Consider the following 16,944-nt stretch of genomic DNA (forward strand, 5'->3'; position numbering starts at 1 on the left):
TTAGCTTTGCACCATGAACAAACTCCTTTCCCTCCTTATCTTATGTTTTGGCGCCTCAGTGGCGCAGGCGCAGGTTGTTGTGCCCAATTACGAGTTTCGCGCCGTATGGGTGGCCACGGTTGAAAACATCGACTGGCCAAGTAGCAAAACATTGTCGGTGGCCCAGCAGAAAGCCGAGTTCATCAGCATGCTCGATATGCACCAGCGCAATGGGATGAACGCAATTGTGATGCAGGTTCGTCCCGCCGGCGATGCATTCTATCCTTCCAAACTGGAACCCTGGAGCGAATACCTTACGGGTAAGCAGGGCCTTGGCCCGGACCCCAATTACGACCCGCTCGAATTCATGATCAACGAAACACACAAACGCGGAATGGAGTTTCATGCGTGGATGAACCCGTACCGGGCTGTGTTTAACATTCTCCGTTCTTCTGTTGCGCCGAACCATCTCAGCAAAACCAACCCCGAACTTTTTCTTACTTACGGCACCACAAAATATTTCAACCCTTCGCTGCCCGAAGTAAGGGCGCATATGGGCAGGGTGGTGAAGGACCTGGTATCGCGCTACGATATTGATGCCATTCACATGGACGACTATTTCTACCCTTACCCTATTGAAGGGAAAGAATTTCCCGACCAGAAAGACTTCCTGAAATATGGCAATGGCATGAGCAAGGACGATTGGAGAAGAAGCAACTGCGACAGCATCATCTTACTCATCCACAACATCGTTCGCAGCACCAACCCGCATGTGAAATTCGGCATCAGCCCGTTTGGCGTATGGCGCAACAAGAGCAAGGACCCGATGGGCAGCGACACCAAAGCGGGCCCAACAAACTACGATGTATTATACGCAGATATTTTACTGTGGTTGCAGAAAGGATGGATCGATTACGTGGTTCCGCAATTGTATTGGGAGCGTGGGCACAAACTGGTTGATTATGATATCATACTCGACTGGTGGAACAAGAATGCCTACGGCAAACACCTTTACATAGGCCATGGAATTTACCGTGCGGGAAGCAATCCGGCGTGGAAAGATCCGAACGAGATCCCGAACCAGATCAACCGATTGCGCGCTTACCCGACGACACAGGGCAGTGTTTATTTCAGCAGCAAGACCTTCGAAAAAAATCCTTATGGCTGGAACGACAGCCTGCGCAACAATTATTACCGCTATCCCGCGCTCGTGCCGCCGATGCCATGGATAGACAACTCTATACCAACGCAGCCATTGATCGAAAAACAGCCCAACAACATGGTTAAACTCGTGTACAAGGGCGAGAAAAAGATCAAAGGATTTGGCATTGTAACGCTTACGCTGAACACCGACGTAACATTTGCACTAAGCCAGCTGGTACAGGTAATTGTGGCGGATAACATGGCTGTTGTGGATCTGAACAAGATCCCCGATACAAAAGACAAACGGGTTTTTGTAGTGGCGATCGACAGGAACAATAATGTGAGCCCGATGACAGAGATCAAAACCCGTCCATAACCTGATCCGCCCCTTCGTGCGCAGCAGGAAGGGGCGGGCCGGTTAAAAAGGAAACCGTTTTTCAACGGCCACTTTCCTGTACGCAAAGATCTCTTTCAATTGTTTCTCTACCAGCAAGGCATTGGCCCAATCGCCTACAAACCAGAACGGCAGCTTGTAATGAACAAGATCCGTCATCTCCACGCCGCCCTCCGTTTCCCTGAAATGATGCTGGTGATGCCATAATTTGTAAGGCCCGAAGCGTTGTTCATCAATAAAATATTTTTGTTCGGATACGTGCGTGATCTCCGTCATCCAATACAACGGGATCCCAAGAATGGGGTGCACTTTGTATTCGATGATCTGTCCCGCGAACATTTTCTCTCCATGGTTTGTTGACACAATGGTAAAACGCATCGAAGGCGGGGTGATGTGTTGCAGGTTTTCAGGCCTGCTGAAAAAATCCCACGCCTCTGCCAGTGAAACGGGAATTTTTTGCACGGTTTTCAGCGAGTAAATTTTTGACATGCGGATTATAACAGGAAGATGCCGTAAATGTTCGGCGGAAAGCCCTGAACAGCGGGGCGGCTACACACAAAGGCTTCCTGCCTAATCCTTATCTTTACCTCATGCCCAACATCCAGCAGAAAGAACAGTTCGAGAACATCTACAACAAGCTCAACGAGCAGCAGAAACGCGCCGTTGATACCATCGAGGGGCCGGTGATGGTGATCGCCGGGCCGGGCACGGGCAAAACGCAGATACTGGGTGCACGCATCGGGAAGATATTGCTGGATACGGATACCAATCCCGAGAATATTTTATGTCTTACCTACACCGATGCCGGCGCCGTTGCCATGCGCAAAAGATTGCTGAGTTTTATAGGCCCTGATGCGTATAAGGTGAACATCTATACGTTCCATGCATTTTGCAACGACATCATCCAGGAGAATTTATCCTTGTTTGAAAAGACGGTATTGGATCCGATATCGGAACTTGAAAAAATAGACCTGTTCAAACAACTGATCGATGGGTTTCCCAAAAACCATCCGTTGAAAAGATACCGCGGTGATGTTTATTTCGAGATCAACAACCTGCAGCAACTCTTCAGCTCGATGAAACGCGAAGGATGGACGCCGGCGTTCATCGATGAAAAGATCGACGCTTTCCTGGCAGATATTCCCAACCGCGACGAGTTTGTTTACCAGCGCGCATACAAACAGTTTAAAAAAGGCGACAGGAAGGAAAATAAAATTGAAGAAGTAACCGAGCGCATGGAAAAACTGCGCGCCGCTGTGCACGAGTTTGAACGTTTTCAGAAACTCATGCGCAGCCGTAACCGCTACGACTTTGACGACATGATCAACTGGGTGATCAGGGCTTTTGAAGAAAACCGGTCGCTGCTCACCCGCTACCAGGAGCAGTTTCTTTACATACTCGTAGACGAATACCAGGATACCAGCGGCACACAAAACCGGCTGGTGGAACTGCTCATCAATTACTGGGAGCAACCGAATGTTTTTGTGGTGGGCGATGACGACCAGAGCATCTACCGTTTCCAGGGCGCCAACGTGGAGAACATGCTTGGCTTTGCGGAGAGCTACCAGAAAGACCTGTTAACGATCGTGCTTACCAACAATTACAGGTCCACACAGCCGATACTCGATGTTTCCAAAACACTGATCGACCGCAACGAGGAAAGGCTGATCAGGCAGGTAGAGGGGCTGACCAAAGACCTGCGCGCCGCCAACGACCTCATCAACGGCGCCACACACAGGCCTGTGCTGCGCGAGTATGAAACGCAGCGGCAGGAAATGATCCACATCACACTCGAAACGCAGCGGCTTTTGCAGCAGGGCGTATTGCCGGGATCGATCGGCATCATCTACAAAGAGAATAAATACGGCGAAGAACTGGCACAATATTTCGCGCAGCGCAATGTTCCGGTATACAGCAAACGCAACCTGAATATTTTGGAGATCCCGCTGGCGAAGAAACTCGTATTGCTGCTCCAATACCTCGCAGCGGAACACGATGTTCCGGATGGCGGGGATGAGATGCTGTTCGAGATACTGCATTTCGATTGGTTTGGCATTGCACCGATAGAGATCGCGAAACTGTCGACAGGTGTTGCCGACAAAAGATTCGGCGAAAACAAGACATCACTGCGCAAAGCATTGTTTGAAAAAGTGCACCAGCCGCCACAGGACCTCTTCAGCAAAGGGGCGCCGCAGGGTTTCAGGGAGGCATCGTTTGCAATAGAACGGTTGATTTCAGATGTGTCTAATGTTACGCTCGTAAACCTGTTTGAGAACTGCATCCGCGAAGCGGGCGTACTCACATGGGTGATGCGCAGCGAAGACAAACACTGGCACCTGCAGGTACTGACCGCACTGTTTGATTTTGTAAAGGAAGAAGCGCGGCGCAACCCGAAATTGACGCTCGAACAACTGGTGAACATTTTTGAGCTGATGGAGAAAGAAGGCATCGCGCTTCCGCTGGTGCAGGTGAGCGGGAGCGATAAGGGCGTAAACCTGATGACGGCCCACGGATCAAAAGGATTGGAATTTGAACATGTTTTCCTGGTGGGGTGCAACGCATCCAACTGGGAGAAAAAAAGGAGACCGGGCGGCGGGTACCAGTTCCCGGATACCATGTTCTCATCACAACCCAAACAACGCGATGAAGAAGAACTGCGCCGTTTGTTCTATGTGGCACTCACGCGCGCCCGGTTGCATCTTTATATTTCCTACAGTCATTTTAAGAACGATGGAAAAGAACTGGAGCCTTCCATGTTCATTGCAGAGATACAGGATTCGCACGTGCTGCCCGTAGAAAAAGTGGTGATCGACACCGAGGTGCTGAGCGAATTTGCAATGGTGCAATTCACCACCGCGCAGGCGCCGGAGATTGAAAAAGTGGAGGCGGAATTCATCAGCCAACTGCTGGATAAATTTGTGATGAATGTTACGGCGCTGAACAATTACCTGAAATGCCCCCTGCAGTTTTATTTCCAGAACCTCGTGCGCGTGCCCTCGGGCAAATCGGAAGCAACAGAATTTGGTTCTGCGGTGCACCATGCCTTGCAGCGTTTGTTCGAGAAAATGCAGGCAACAGAAAAATTTCCACCAAAACAGGAGTTCATCCTCGATTTTGAATGGTACATGAACCGGCACCGCGAAAGTTTTACCAAAGAACAGTTTGCAAGAAGGATGGAATATGGGCACGAGGTACTTGCCAATTATTACGACCAATACGTCAACAGCTGGAACAGGATTGTGGCAGTGGAAAGAAACATCCGCAACGTAGTGGTATCCGGCGTTCCACTCAAGGGAAAACTGGATAAACTGGAGTTTGACGGGAAATCGGTGAACGTGGTTGATTACAAAACCGGCGACATCGACAAAGCAAAAGACAAACTCAAACCACCGCAGGACCCAACCGACAATGGCGGCGATTACTGGAGACAGGCCGTGTTTTACAAGATTCTTGTAGACAGGTACGAATCAAAGAACTGGAACGTGATAAGCACCGAGTTCGACTTTATAGAACCCGATAAAAAGAAAGTGTACCGCAAAGAAAAGGTCGTTATTCAACCCGAGCACATTGAAAAAGTGACGGAGCAGATCAAACATGTGTGGGAGCGCATCCAGGCCCGCGATTTTTACACGGGTTGCTACAAAGAGGATTGCCATTGGTGCAATTTTGTAAAGAACAACAAAATGGCCGTGGCTTTGCACGACTTGCCCGAAGAGGAATAGGCCGGGTTACGTAACCTGCAGCCGCCAACTGAAACTTTGTTAAAAAACCACAACCCGGCCATTCGCAGCTTTAAGCTGGCCTATATTTGCGTGAACATGAAACAACTCTCCACCGCCCTGCTTCTTTTATTTATTGCGATGAAGATGATGGCTGTTTCTTCCTGCGCCAACATACTTCCGCCATCGGGCGGGCCAAGGGACAGCCTGCCGCCGAGGCTGGTTAGCGCCATCCCCAGGGATTCGGCGGTGAATGTGAACCCGAAAACGATCACACTTGTATTTGATGAATACGTAACGCTGCAGAACGCTTTTTCAAACCTCGTCATCTCGCCCATACCCGGTACCGCAAACCCGCCGCAGGTAGAATCGAAGCTGCGTACCATCACCATAAGAATAAAAGATACACTGGAGGCGAATACAACCTATTCGTTCAATTTTGGCAACGCCATCCAGGACGTAAACGAATCGAATGTGGCGAAGAATTTTGTATATGCATTTTCCACCGGGCCAAAGATGGATTACAACACGTACGAAGGGAAAGTGATCATTGCAGAAACAGGGCAATCGCCCAAAGACAGCAGTTCCGTTATCGTAATCCTTCACCGTAACCTGAACGATACAGCGGTTGCAAAAGACAACCCACGCTATTACGCCACACTGAACGGCAGCGGCGAGTTCCGTTTCAACAACCTGCCCGATGGAAACTTTGCGGTGTACGTTGTATCCAACCGTTTTACAAAAAAGTATACAGACAGCACGGATATGTTTGCCTTCAGAACCACACCGGTAAACATAGGCCCCAACACGCCACGCGATACATTGTATGCATTTGAAGAAGTGAAAAGAAGGGCGCCCGGCGCTGCATCGTCGGCCATACGGCCATTGACCGGCGGGAGAACAGAAGACAGGAGACTGCGTTACACAGGCGAAAACATAGAAAACGGAATGCAGGATCTTTTGAGCCCGCTGCGACTGAATTTCAACCGAAAACTATTTGGTTTCGACAGCACGAAGATCGTGCTCGCCGATACGAATTTTGTACCGCTCAGGGGATATGCCGTTACGCTCGACAGTACGCGTACAAAAGTTTCCATCAGCAACAATTGGAAAGAGGGATTCAGCTACCGCCTCCTGGTATCGAAAGATGCCGTGGCCGATTCGCTCGGCACGGTGCTGGCAAAAGCGGATACGATCCATTTTGCCGCAAAAAAAGAGCTGGATTACGGTGCGGTGCGGGTGCGTTTTGAAAACCTTGATCTTTCCCGGAACCCGGTGCTGCAGATCGTACAGAACGATAAAATAGTAGATTCTGCCGCGCTTACCTCGAACGAATTTCAAAGACGGTTGTTCCGCCCCGGCAGTTACGACCTGAGGATCCTGTACGACGCCAACAAAAACGGCAAATGGGATCCCGGGCAGTTCCCCAGGAACAAACACCAACCCGAGATCGTGTTCCTCATCAAGGGCCAACTGGCCGTGAGAGCCAATTGGGACAATGACCTGCGGGTAACCTTATAAATCCACGATCAACCCCGATTCAGTACCTTTGCTTCCTGTAACCAGCTTATATGCAACAACTCCCCTCTTCCTTACTTGAAAATGCTGTCGCGCAGTTTACGAAGCTTCCGGGTATCGGTAAGAAAACGGCGTTGCGGCTGGTATTGCACCTGTTGAAACAGGATGTGAACGATGTGCAGCATTTCGGCGAAACCATCGCGCGTATGCGCAGGGACATCAAGTTCTGCCAGCGCTGCAACAATGTGAGTGATGGCGATATCTGTTCCATCTGCTCCAACTCCATGCGCAACCAGCGTATGATCTGCGTGGTAGAGAATATCCGCGATGTGATTGCGATAGAAAGCACGCAGCAGCTCAATGGCACCTACCATGTGCTGGGTGGCATCATCTCGCCTTTGGATGGCGTGGGTCCTGATCAGCTCAACATCGAATCGCTGGTAATGCGTATTGCGAAAGAGGAAACGGAAGAATTGGTTTTTGCGCTCAGCCCGAATATACAGGGTGATACAACCATCTACTATATCCAGAAAAAGATCGCACACCTGCCCTGCCGCATTACCACCATTGCACGCGGCATCGCGTTTGGCGGCGAACTGGAATATGCAGATGAGATGACGTTGGCCCGGAGCATCGTAAACCGCCTGCCGGTGCAGCAGTATGTGAAATGATCTTTGTGCCGGCATGCGGCCGGTTTGCGGCGGTGTGACGGCTGTAAAACGGCCTCCGGCCCACCAAGGCAACCAATATTTCCCAAAACCGTATTCTTTTATATCGATCCCTTACTATTTTGCACGTTCAAAATCACCACGGGTCTATATTTGCAGATGGTCCCGATTCAAAAAATCTAAATAGTAACTGATATGGTTTTCGACGGTCTTGAAGGCGCATTGTTTTTTTCAGCCATCATCTGGTGCGTCATATTGCTGGTATCACTGGTGAACCTGTTCAGGAGAAAGGATCTGTCTGGCAACTCGAAACTGTTGTGGACCCTCATCCTCCTGGTTGCACCTTATGCGGGGTTGTTTGTTTACGTGTTGTTGAATTTCAAACAGGCCAGGCTGTTGCTGTGGCTCATGATACTGGGTGCGATCGCCTCGGCATCGCTTACGGTGTACATGGTATACAACAAGGAGCAGCGCGATGTAACCAAAGAGAAAGGGATCGAATTAACGGCGCAGAAATTGTACGATGCATTCAAAACAGATGAAGCGGCGGCGAACAAAAAGTACCTCGACAAAGCCATCGAACTCACGGGCGAGGTAGGTGCGGTAAATACCAACCAGGATGGCAATGTAGTGGTGGATTTTAAAACATCCGACCCGATGGTGGTGATCAATTGTACATTCAAAACAAACCCGGGCGCGTTAACACCCGGACAAACCATAACATTCAAAGGCATTTGCACAGGTTATATACCGGATGCAAATGTGGTGATCAACGAAGGCGTATTGGTAAAATAAAAAACAAAAAAACATGAAAGCATTGCTCTCTTTTATACTTGCGGCCGTTTTCTTTACACAAACAGCAGATGCGCAGAAAATATTCAGTACCAGGAACGGGAAGATCAGTTTTACTTCACCAGCGGATGGAGAAGTGAAAGCAGTGAACAATGAAGTAACCAGTCGTATTGCAGACAATGGCCAGGTAACCTTCAGCCTGCTCGTGAAAGGTTTCCGTTTTCAACTCGCCGAAATGCAGGAGCATTTTAACGATCAATACCTCGAAAGCAACAAATATCCAAGGGCCGATTTCAAGGGCAATATCGTCAATCTCAAAGACGTGAATTTTGCAAAAGACGGCTCCTACAAAGCAACCGTAAAAGGTGATCTTACGTTACATGGTGTTACAAAAAGCATCACAGCCAACGGCACCGTGGAGATCAAGGCAGGCAAACCGGTTGTTTCGTGTAAATTCAACGTTACACTGAAAGACTTCAATGTAAGTACATCGGGCGTGGGGCAGACCATTGCAGTTGACGTGAGCTGTCAATACCAATAATCAATCCTTACATAAACTTTACGTTATGATGATCTTTTCAAAAAGGTTACTGGCCATTCTATGCCTCGTACTCACCGGCGCTACCGGCTTTGCGCAACAGGTAGACCTGTTTAAAATGGAAGACAGCACTACCAGCTCTTCCGCGAAAGAACCTGTGATAAACACGTTTTATTCTACGCGGCTGGTTAACAGTCATACAGTAGAAATACTCAACCCGGGCAGCATGGATTTCCGCATCAACCACCGTTTCGGGCCCGTTAACCAGGGTATTTACGAGATGTTTGGGCTGGACCAGGCATCGATGCGCATCGGTTTTGATTTCGGGATCGTGAAGAACCTCATGGTAGGTATCGGGCGAACCTCTACCTCGAAAGAATACGATTGGTATGCAAAATGGCGGCTCGTTCACCAGAAAACAAAAGGCGGTGCGCCGCTTTCGGTAGACCTTGTTGGGGCGATGGCCTATAAAACACTCGACCTGGGCCCTTCGGTGCCTAACGTTACGGGCTCGGACCGCACGTATTATACGGCGCAGTTGCTGATCGCCAGCAAGCTCAATGAGCATACCTCCATCCAGGTTTCACCCACCTACAACCACTACAACCGGGTCATTTTTTTAACCGGCGGCAGCAAGGACCTGTTCTCCATCGGTTTCCTCGCCAGGCAAAAGATCAGCAGGCGCATCAGTATAAATGCCGAGTATTTTCTCCAGGCCACCCGCTTCAACAATACCTATGATCCCCTTTCGATCGGGGTTGACATCAATACCGGCGGGCATGTGTTCCAGTTGCATTTTACCAATTCAACAGGTATGAATGAGCATACTTTTATACATGAAACCAATGGCTCATGGGGCAATGGCGCGGTGCGCTGGGGCTTCAATATTTCACGGATCTTCAACATCGGGAAGAAAAAGAAATAGGCCAAAGGCTACGAATCAACTGTTACAGTTGAAAAAAACGAAGGAAAAAAGTGGATTTGCATCTGCAAACCCACTTTTTTCCTTCGTTTTTCTTTTCTTGGCACCTGCCGCCATACAGCGGCTCCGCCGCTTGTTTCTTGCTCTCTTATCAGCTATCTTTGCATTTCTGACAACAGGCGGATTTGTTTATTGTTCGGCCTGAACACCAAGCGGGGCTTGGTTAATCGAACTAATAAACGTTTTGAGGTGCCCACTCTTCCACTCTGCAAAGCGTTTATGGTTCATCAATCATTTATTTCCGGCAACGGAACTAAAACATTATTGTATGGATATCAGGAAAGAACTCGAAAAAAGGATCCTCGTGATCGATGGCGCCATGGGCACCATGATCCAGCGTCATAAACTTACAGAAGCAGATTACCGCGGGGAGCGTTTCAAAGACTGGCACCTGGATGTGAAAGGCAACAATGATATGCTGTGCATTACGCAGCCGGAGATCATCAAAGGCATTCACAAACAATACCTCGCCGCCGGCGCCGACATCATTGAAACGAACACGTTCAGCAGTACGGTGATCGCCATGGCCGATTACGATATGCAATCATTTGCCTACGAACTCAATGTTGCCGCCGCCACGTGCGCAAGAGAAGCGGTAGCCGAGTTCCTCGCCGAAAATCCCGGCGCCGCACCCAAATTTGTGGCTGGCGCCATTGGCCCGCTGAATAAAACACTGAGCCTTTCGCCGGATGTAAACAACCCTGGTTTCCGCGCCGTTACCTTCGACGAAGTAGTAGAGGCCTATTACGAACAGATCAAAGGATTGGTTGATGGCGGTGTTGATGTGATCCTGATCGAAACCATCTTCGATACACTCAATGCCAAGGGCGCCATATTCGCAGTAAAGAAATATTTCCGCGATGTGAACAAACCCGAACTGCCGGTTATGATCAGCGGTACCATCACCGATGCATCGGGCAGAACATTGAGCGGGCAAACACTCGAAGCTTTTTATACTTCGGTAATGCACGCAAAACCCATCAGCGTTGGCCTCAACTGCGCCCTTGGCGCTTCTGAAATGAGGAGCCACATTGAAGAGCTTTCGCAGATTGCCGCCTGCTACACATCGGCCTACCCGAACGCTGGGTTACCGAATGCGATGGGCGAATACGACGAAGAGCCCCATCAAACCGCGCATTTCATTGAAGAATGGGCAAAACAGGGATTTGTAAATATTGTGGGCGGATGCTGCGGTACAACACCGGATCACATCAAACACATTGCCGAGCAGGTAAGAAATATCGAGCCAAGGCAACTGCCGGTGCTCGAAGCTGCATTGTAAGCACCACGCGCTGGCACAAAACAGAGCAGTGAAAGCAAACGGCAAGGGTGCTGCTTAAACACACTTGCCGGCATCATTTAAGAAGAAACTATGACAACGAAAATAAAACCATTTCTGCGCTTATCGGGATTAGAACCGCTGGTGATCCGTCCTGAAACAAATTTTGTGAACGTAGGTGAGCGAACGAACGTAACCGGTTCCAAAAAATTTGCGCGCCTCGTGCGCGAAGGGCAGTATGAAGAGGCGCTCTCCGTGGCGCGCCAGCAGGTAGAGAACGGCGCACAGGTGCTCGATGTGAACATGGATGATGCAATGCTCGACGGCGTTACCGCCATGCGCACCTTTATGAACCTCGTACAAAGTGAGCCAGACATCGCGCGGATCCCGATCATGATCGACAGCTCCAAATTCGAGATCATAGAAGCGGGACTGAAATGTGTGCAGGGACGATGCATTGTTAACTCCATCTCGATGAAAGAAGGAGAAGAAAAATTCATCGAACAGGCCATCACCTGTAAAGCCTACGGCGCAGCCGTGATCGTAATGGCTTTTGACGAGATCGGCCAGGCAGATACGAAGGAAAGAAAAGTGGAGATCTGTCACCGCGCTTATAAAATACTTACCGAAAAAGTAGGCTTCGATCCACAGGATATTATTTTCGACCCCAACATTTTTGCCGTAGCAACCGGTATCGAGGAACACAACAATTATGCAGTAGACTTCATCGAAGCCACCCGCGAGATCAAAAGGCTGATGCCCCTGACGAAAGTGAGCGGCGGTGTTTCAAACGTTTCCTTTTCCTTCCGTGGCAACGACCATGTGCGTGAGGCGATCCATTCTGTTTTTCTTTACCATGCCATCAAAGCAGGGATGGATATGGGCATCGTTAATGCAGGGCAGCTGGTGGTATACGATGAGATCGAACCCACACTCAAGCAGCTTTGCGAAGACGTGATACTGAACCGCAACAACGACAACAACGAAGCCACCGAAAAACTCATCGCCCATGCCGAAACGGTAAAGGCAAAAGGCAAAGTGGAAGTAAAAGACGAAGCCTGGAGAAACGATACGGTAGAAAAACGATTGTCGCATTCGCTTGTAAACGGAATCACAGACTATATTGACATAGACACCGAAGAGGCCCGCCTGAAATACCCCACACCACTGGAAGTGATCGAGGGGCCGTTGATGGATGGCATGGGCATAGTGGGCGACCTGTTTGGCGCGGGAAAAATGTTCCTGCCACAGGTGGTAAAAAGTGCACGCGTGATGAAGAAAAGCGTTGCCATTCTCACACCCTATATTGAAGCAGAAAAAGAAGCGCGCAAACAGGCGGCCCTCGCAAGCGGCACCGCCAACAACGAAGCAGCAGGCGCGGCAAAAATATTGCTCGCCACCGTGAAAGGGGATGTGCACGACATCGGTAAAAACATTGTTGGTGTTGTGCTGGGATGCAACGGGTATGATATCATCGATCTTGGTGTGATGGTTCCTGCAGATAAGATCCTGGAAACGGCACAAAGAGAAAACGTTGATATCATTGGGCTAAGCGGGTTGATCACGCCATCACTTGATGAAATGGTGCACATTGCCAAAGAAATGAAACGCCGCGGAATGGAGCAGCCACTGCTGATCGGCGGGGCAACCACCTCGCGCATACACACCGCAGTTAAAATTGCACCTGAATACGAAAACGGCGTTGTGCATGTTCTCGATGCATCGCGCAGCGTAACGGTTGCCGGCTCGCTGTTGAGCAAGGAACAGAAACCGGAATTTTTAAACGGCGTAAAAGAGGAATACGTAAAACTCAAACACGGTTTCGACAACAAGAAATCTGTTAAAACATACCTCAGTTACCAGGAAGCACTGCAGAACAAAGTGAAGGTTGACTGGAAAAACCACACCACGCAAACGCCACAGTTCACGGGAACAAAAGTGGTTGCGTTTGACCTTGCCACACTGCGTGATTTTATAGACTGGAAACCATTCTTCATCACCTGGGAGATGCATGGCAATTTTCCCGAGATCTTAACCGACAGCGTGGTAGGAAAAGAAGCGACCAAACTATACAACGATGCCAATGCATTGCTCGATAAAATGATCGCTGAAAAATGGCTCACACCCAAAGGAACGATCGGTTTCTGGGAAGCATTGAGCCATGAAGACGATGTGGAGGTGAAAACCGGCGACAACATCGTTCAGCTTTCCTTCCTGCGCCAGCAGATAAAAAAAGCAGCGGACCAGCCGAACCTTTCGCTCGCAGATTTTATTGCGCCCAAGGCCAGCGGCACAAAAGATTACATTGGCGCGTTCGCAGTTACATTGCACGGCATAGAGGAACACCTTGAAAGGTTCCAGGCCAATCACGACGATTACAACAAGATCATGCTGCAGGCATTGGCCGACCGTTTTGCGGAGGCATTTGCAGAGGCGCTTCACCAGAAAGTAAGAAAAGAATATTGGGGGTATGATAAAGACGAGACCCTTACAAACGAGGACCTGATCAAGGAGCAGTACACGGGCATCCGCCCCGCGCCGGGTTATCCCGCCTGCCCGGATCATACCGAGAAATACAAACTGTTCGATATGCTGAAGGCCACAGAAACCATCGGCGTACAGCTTACCGAAAGCCTGGCCATGTACCCTGCATCTTCTGTTTGCGGCTGGTATTTTTCAAACCCCAGGAGCCAGTATTTTGGTGTAGGCAAAATACAGCGCGACCAGCTTGAAGATTATGCAAAACGCAAGCACATGGAACTGCATGTGGCCGAAAGATGGTTGAGCCCGGTTCTGGAATAAGATGTGGTAGCGGATACCAACGGTTAATTTTGTTGTACTAATTTTTTAAAAACGCTGTTGTGAGAAACTTCAGAACTACAATACTGCTGATTTTAATCGCGCCGCTGCTTGTACATGCGCAGGAAAAAAAGAAAGAACGCAAAGGCGAATTCTATTTTTCCTGGGGCTATAACAAAGAGTGGTATACGCGCTCAGATGTGAAGGTGAGCCAGCCCTCGCTCAATAACAATTATAAATTGAAAAGCGTACGGTCGCACGACCACCCGGGTTGGGATGAGGGTTTGTTCAGCATCCCCATCAGCATTCCGCAATACAATTACAGGTTGGGATTTTTCTTCAATAAAAAAAAGGGTCTTGCGTTTGAGATCAATTTTGATCATACAAAACACATCATCCAGGATGGCCAATCCGTTCGGCTTTCCGGCGTTTTGAATGGAAGGCAAACCGACTCAACGATCGGTTTTTCTGAAGCAAACGGTTTTTATTATTACCTCAACAACGGCGCAAATTTTCTTCTTTTCAACATCGTAAAAAGATGGAACTGGCAGGAGAGCAAAACGGGCAACTTTAAGATAGACGCATTGGGTAAAGCGGGCATCGGCCCTGTAATTCCCCATGTACAGAATAGTTTTTTCGGGAAAGCAAACGACCCGGGTTTCCAGCTTGGTGGATGGAACATAGGCGTGGAAGGCGCCGTACGCGCAACATTCTACAAAACGGTTTTCCTGGAATTCTCCAACAAACTCGATTACGCCCGCTACTCCAACCTCAAGATTTACGAGGGAACGGCAAAACAGGCGTTTGGAACCTATGAGCTGATCCTGAGTCTAGGGATCACCCTATAAATTAGTAATTAGTAATTAGGAATTAGTAATTAGTAATTGGGGCTGTTGATTAACAATTGATCTTCCAACGACTCAATTCCTAATTCCTAATTAAGTTTATCGTTTCTCTAATAGCCACCACAGCCTTCTCCTTGGTTTTACTTTGAAATTCTTTGCGATGTATGCCTGGATGTATTGCATCGCTTCGCTCATGTCATCGGTAAGAAGGATCAGTTTTTTATCAACATCCGAGATGGTTCCTTTAAGTACCATATCATCGATGGCGCCCATCAGGGGCTGGTAGTATTCTTTGCCGAACAAAACGATAGGGAAATTGGTGATCGATTTTGTTTGTATCAGGGTGATGGCCTCAAAAAATTCATCCATTGTTCCAAACCCACCTGGCATGATGATGAAGGCATACGAATATTTGATGAGCATCACCTTGCGCACAAAAAAGTAATCGAACGTGATCCACTTGTGCATGTAAGGGTTTGGTGTTTGCTCAAACGGCAATTTGATGTTGCAGCCGACCGATGTTCCGCCATTCTCATAAGCGCCACGGTTGGCGGCTTCCATTACGCCGGGCCCGCCACCGGTCATGGTGGTGAAACCAAGCTCCGCAATGCGTTTGCCAAACTCGCGCGAAGCCTCGTAATACCTGTCGCCCTCTTTGAAACGCGCCGAACCGAAAACGGTAATACAAGGCCCCACAAAATGCAGGGTCCTGAAACCTTTGATGAATTGAAGAAAGATATCCAAAGCAAAAAAGAATTCATTCACACGCGGCTTTGGGCCATCCAGGTAAACCGATTCTTTTGCGGGTATGATGCGTTCTGTCTTTTCCATGTCCTTTGTATTCAATAAAAACCCAAATTAGCACAATATTTGACGGTAAAGATAACGCTCAACCTCTGCTGTATGAAAATGAGAAGACTATTAACATTTATTGCCGTTGTCTTTTGCCTGCACAATACCTCCGCTCAGAAAAAAATAATACTTGAAAAAATGCGTTGCCTGTCTGCGGTTGGGCCAACCATGTCTTACCTCAAAGACGCCGGTATCAAAAGAACGATCGCATCCCACCTGAACCGTACGTTTGAGCGCTCGGGTTTCCCATCCCTGGCCGACACTTCAACGCTGGCCAATATTGAGTTTCCTTCCCGGATAGCCGATCTGAATGGGGGAGATGTTTCTTTCAACGACAAAGACACTTCTTTGTTTCATCTCTATCTCGACCTGTTTGAAACACTGCCCGGATCCTATTTCGCACCTGCCGAAAGGCTTTTGTCTGTTGATACCAATATGCAGACCCGCGCCAAAACGGTGTTCTTACTTCGCGCCTATATTTTTCGCTCCGATAAAAAACAGGTATTTGGCGAGGAGCTCAATGTGGTGATCACCAGCGCGGAGTCTGTAGGCATGGGTGTTCCGTACAGTACAAGGCTTGGTAAATTGTTTCTTACACCAAAAGCGTTTACAGAAATGTTCCGCGCCGCTACCGGCATTTTGTTCGACCCGAAGAACGAACTCACGCTGATCGAGATCAAGGCATCACCGGCATTTATGGTGGATGATTACATTCTGCCGCAAACCACAAACAAGCCACGCACTTTTGTTACTACCAATAAAAGCATCGGTTCTTATGTATACCAGGGCCAGAACGAGATGATCCGTTTAGGTGTTGCCGAATACGAAGAGATCATTCTCAGAGGGAAAAAAGCGCAGTCGTACAATGATGATTTTGTATCGGTGGTAAAAAGCCGGCCCAATTACGCTTCTTCCGATTTTGTTTTCCTGCGCCAGGTGTGCAGGGATGTGGTGCGCGATAAAAATTACCTTGTAAAACTCTGCGTACAGGTAGACCCCGCAACGGTTCTCCCTGAACCGTACACTTTTACCAATTTTCTGCCGCTCGATTTCCATTACCTGTTTCTTGAGAACGATACGCTCGCGAGGTTTACGATACAGACCAATAAGTTTGACGAAACAAAAAAAATAGTTCCTGCAAAGGTTTTCAATGGAGTCGACAGCAGTTCTTTTTTTACGATCGCGCCCGCATTGCAGCCGGAGCCCGTACGGTATGAGTACATCGTGAAGGGAACGATTGCCCAAAGGAAATTCACGGTAAAATGCAGCGGGAATGGAAATAACGTAAAGGAAATTTTTATCGATGACAAGCTGGTTTGCATCGCCCAGGGGAAATTTAACCCTGAAAAATTTGTTGTTTTTGATGCATCTTTATCGTCCGATATATTGAACCCTTTGCTGATGATCGGGTTCAACCGTTTTTTTGAATAAACAAA

13 protein-coding genes are annotated in these 16,944 nt (G+C 48.6%); 11 read left to right on the forward strand and 2 right to left on the reverse strand.

Annotation, left to right across the window (positions count from 1 at the left end):
• Nucleotides 1–13: 13 nt before the first annotated feature.
• Nucleotides 14–1,498, forward strand: a complete 1,485-nt coding sequence (locus GWC95_RS01085) for a glycoside hydrolase family 10 protein (RefSeq protein WP_161816819.1) — start codon at nt 14–16, stop codon at nt 1,496–1,498.
• A 42-nt stretch (nt 1,499–1,540) separates the two neighbouring features.
• On the opposite strand, the gene GWC95_RS01090 is transcribed toward GWC95_RS01085, so the two are convergent.
• Nucleotides 1,541–2,005, reverse strand: coding sequence for an SRPBCC family protein (locus GWC95_RS01090; RefSeq protein WP_161816820.1), 465 nt, complete (start codon nt 2,003–2,005; stop codon nt 1,541–1,543).
• 101 nt (nt 2,006–2,106) lie between these two features.
• On the opposite strand from GWC95_RS01090, the gene GWC95_RS01095 reads away from it, so the two are divergent.
• From GWC95_RS01095 to GWC95_RS01135, 9 genes are all read left to right on the forward strand, one after another.
• Nucleotides 2,107–5,238, forward strand: a complete 3,132-nt coding sequence (locus GWC95_RS01095) for an ATP-dependent helicase (protein ID WP_161816821.1) — start codon at nt 2,107–2,109, stop codon at nt 5,236–5,238.
• A 96-nt stretch (nt 5,239–5,334) separates the two neighbouring features.
• On the forward strand, nt 5,335–6,756 hold the full coding sequence (locus tag GWC95_RS01100) for an Ig-like domain-containing protein (RefSeq protein WP_161816822.1): 1,422 nt from the start codon (nt 5,335–5,337) through the stop codon (nt 6,754–6,756).
• Nucleotides 6,757–6,806: 50 nt separating this feature from the next.
• Complete coding sequence (recR, locus tag GWC95_RS01105; protein ID WP_161816823.1) at nt 6,807–7,424, forward strand: recombination mediator RecR; 618 nt, start codon at nt 6,807–6,809, stop codon at nt 7,422–7,424.
• A 192-nt stretch (nt 7,425–7,616) separates the two neighbouring features.
• Nucleotides 7,617–8,216 carry an OB-fold protein gene (locus tag GWC95_RS01110; RefSeq protein WP_161816824.1) on the forward strand — a complete coding sequence of 200 codons (600 nt, stop codon included), beginning with the start codon at nt 7,617–7,619 and terminating at the stop codon, nt 8,214–8,216.
• Between the two features lie 13 nt (nt 8,217–8,229).
• Nucleotides 8,230–8,754 carry a YceI family protein gene (locus GWC95_RS01115; protein WP_161816825.1) on the forward strand — a complete coding sequence of 175 codons (525 nt, stop codon included), beginning with the start codon at nt 8,230–8,232 and terminating at the stop codon, nt 8,752–8,754.
• A 25-nt stretch (nt 8,755–8,779) separates the two neighbouring features.
• The gene (locus tag GWC95_RS01120; protein WP_161816826.1) at nt 8,780–9,676 is read left to right on the forward strand and encodes a DUF5777 family beta-barrel protein; all 897 of its coding nucleotides are present in this window, start codon (nt 8,780–8,782) and stop codon (nt 9,674–9,676) included.
• Nucleotides 9,677–10,001: 325 nt separating this feature from the next.
• Nucleotides 10,002–11,015 (forward strand): homocysteine S-methyltransferase family protein, encoded by a 1,014-nt coding sequence (locus GWC95_RS01125; RefSeq protein ID WP_161816827.1) that lies wholly within the window; start codon nt 10,002–10,004, stop codon nt 11,013–11,015.
• A gap of 90 nt (nt 11,016–11,105) precedes the next feature.
• Nucleotides 11,106–13,814: a methionine synthase gene (gene metH, locus GWC95_RS01130; protein ID WP_161816828.1), complete on the forward strand. Its 2,709-nt coding sequence runs from the start codon at nt 11,106–11,108 to the stop codon at nt 13,812–13,814.
• Nucleotides 13,815–13,873: 59 nt separating this feature from the next.
• Nucleotides 13,874–14,659, forward strand: a complete 786-nt coding sequence (locus GWC95_RS01135; RefSeq protein WP_161816829.1) for a hypothetical protein — start codon at nt 13,874–13,876, stop codon at nt 14,657–14,659.
• Nucleotides 14,660–14,755: 96 nt separating this feature from the next.
• On the opposite strand, the gene GWC95_RS01140 is transcribed toward GWC95_RS01135, so the two are convergent.
• A complete protein-coding gene (locus tag GWC95_RS01140) occupies nt 14,756–15,487 on the reverse strand; it encodes an LOG family protein (protein WP_161816830.1) in 732 nt (243 codons plus the stop codon).
• A 78-nt stretch (nt 15,488–15,565) separates the two neighbouring features.
• Between GWC95_RS01140 and GWC95_RS01145 the strand changes: the two genes are divergently transcribed.
• Complete coding sequence (locus tag GWC95_RS01145) at nt 15,566–16,939, forward strand: hypothetical protein (protein WP_161816831.1); 1,374 nt, start codon at nt 15,566–15,568, stop codon at nt 16,937–16,939.
• Nucleotides 16,940–16,944 lie beyond the last annotated feature (5 nt).

Origin of the sequence: Sediminibacterium roseum (genome assembly GCF_009939005.1) — a bacterium.
GTDB lineage: Bacteria > Bacteroidota > Bacteroidia > Chitinophagales > Chitinophagaceae > Sediminibacterium > Sediminibacterium roseum.

Excerpts from the sequence above, each read along its gene's own strand:
- GWC95_RS01090 (WP_161816820.1), bottom strand. The coding sequence starts at position 2,005 with ATGTCAAAAATTTACTCGCTGAAAACCGTGCAAAAAATTCCCGTTTCA.
- GWC95_RS01120 (WP_161816826.1), top strand. The coding sequence starts at position 8,780 with ATGATGATCTTTTCAAAAAGGTTACTGGCCATTCTATGCCTCGTACTC.
- GWC95_RS01145 (WP_161816831.1), top strand. The coding sequence starts at position 15,566 with ATGAGAAGACTATTAACATTTATTGCCGTTGTCTTTTGCCTGCACAAT.
- GWC95_RS01110 (WP_161816824.1), top strand. The coding sequence starts at position 7,617 with ATGGTTTTCGACGGTCTTGAAGGCGCATTGTTTTTTTCAGCCATCATC.
- GWC95_RS01085 (WP_161816819.1), top strand. The coding sequence starts at position 14 with ATGAACAAACTCCTTTCCCTCCTTATCTTATGTTTTGGCGCCTCAGTG.
- metH (WP_161816828.1), top strand. The coding sequence starts at position 11,106 with ATGACAACGAAAATAAAACCATTTCTGCGCTTATCGGGATTAGAACCG.
- GWC95_RS01115 (WP_161816825.1), top strand. The coding sequence starts at position 8,230 with ATGAAAGCATTGCTCTCTTTTATACTTGCGGCCGTTTTCTTTACACAA.
- GWC95_RS01125 (WP_161816827.1), top strand. The coding sequence starts at position 10,002 with ATGGATATCAGGAAAGAACTCGAAAAAAGGATCCTCGTGATCGATGGC.
- GWC95_RS01140 (WP_161816830.1), bottom strand. The coding sequence starts at position 15,487 with ATGGAAAAGACAGAACGCATCATACCCGCAAAAGAATCGGTTTACCTG.
- recR (WP_161816823.1), top strand. The coding sequence starts at position 6,807 with ATGCAACAACTCCCCTCTTCCTTACTTGAAAATGCTGTCGCGCAGTTT.
- GWC95_RS01095 (WP_161816821.1), top strand. The coding sequence starts at position 2,107 with ATGCCCAACATCCAGCAGAAAGAACAGTTCGAGAACATCTACAACAAG.
- GWC95_RS01100 (WP_161816822.1), top strand. The coding sequence starts at position 5,335 with ATGAAACAACTCTCCACCGCCCTGCTTCTTTTATTTATTGCGATGAAG.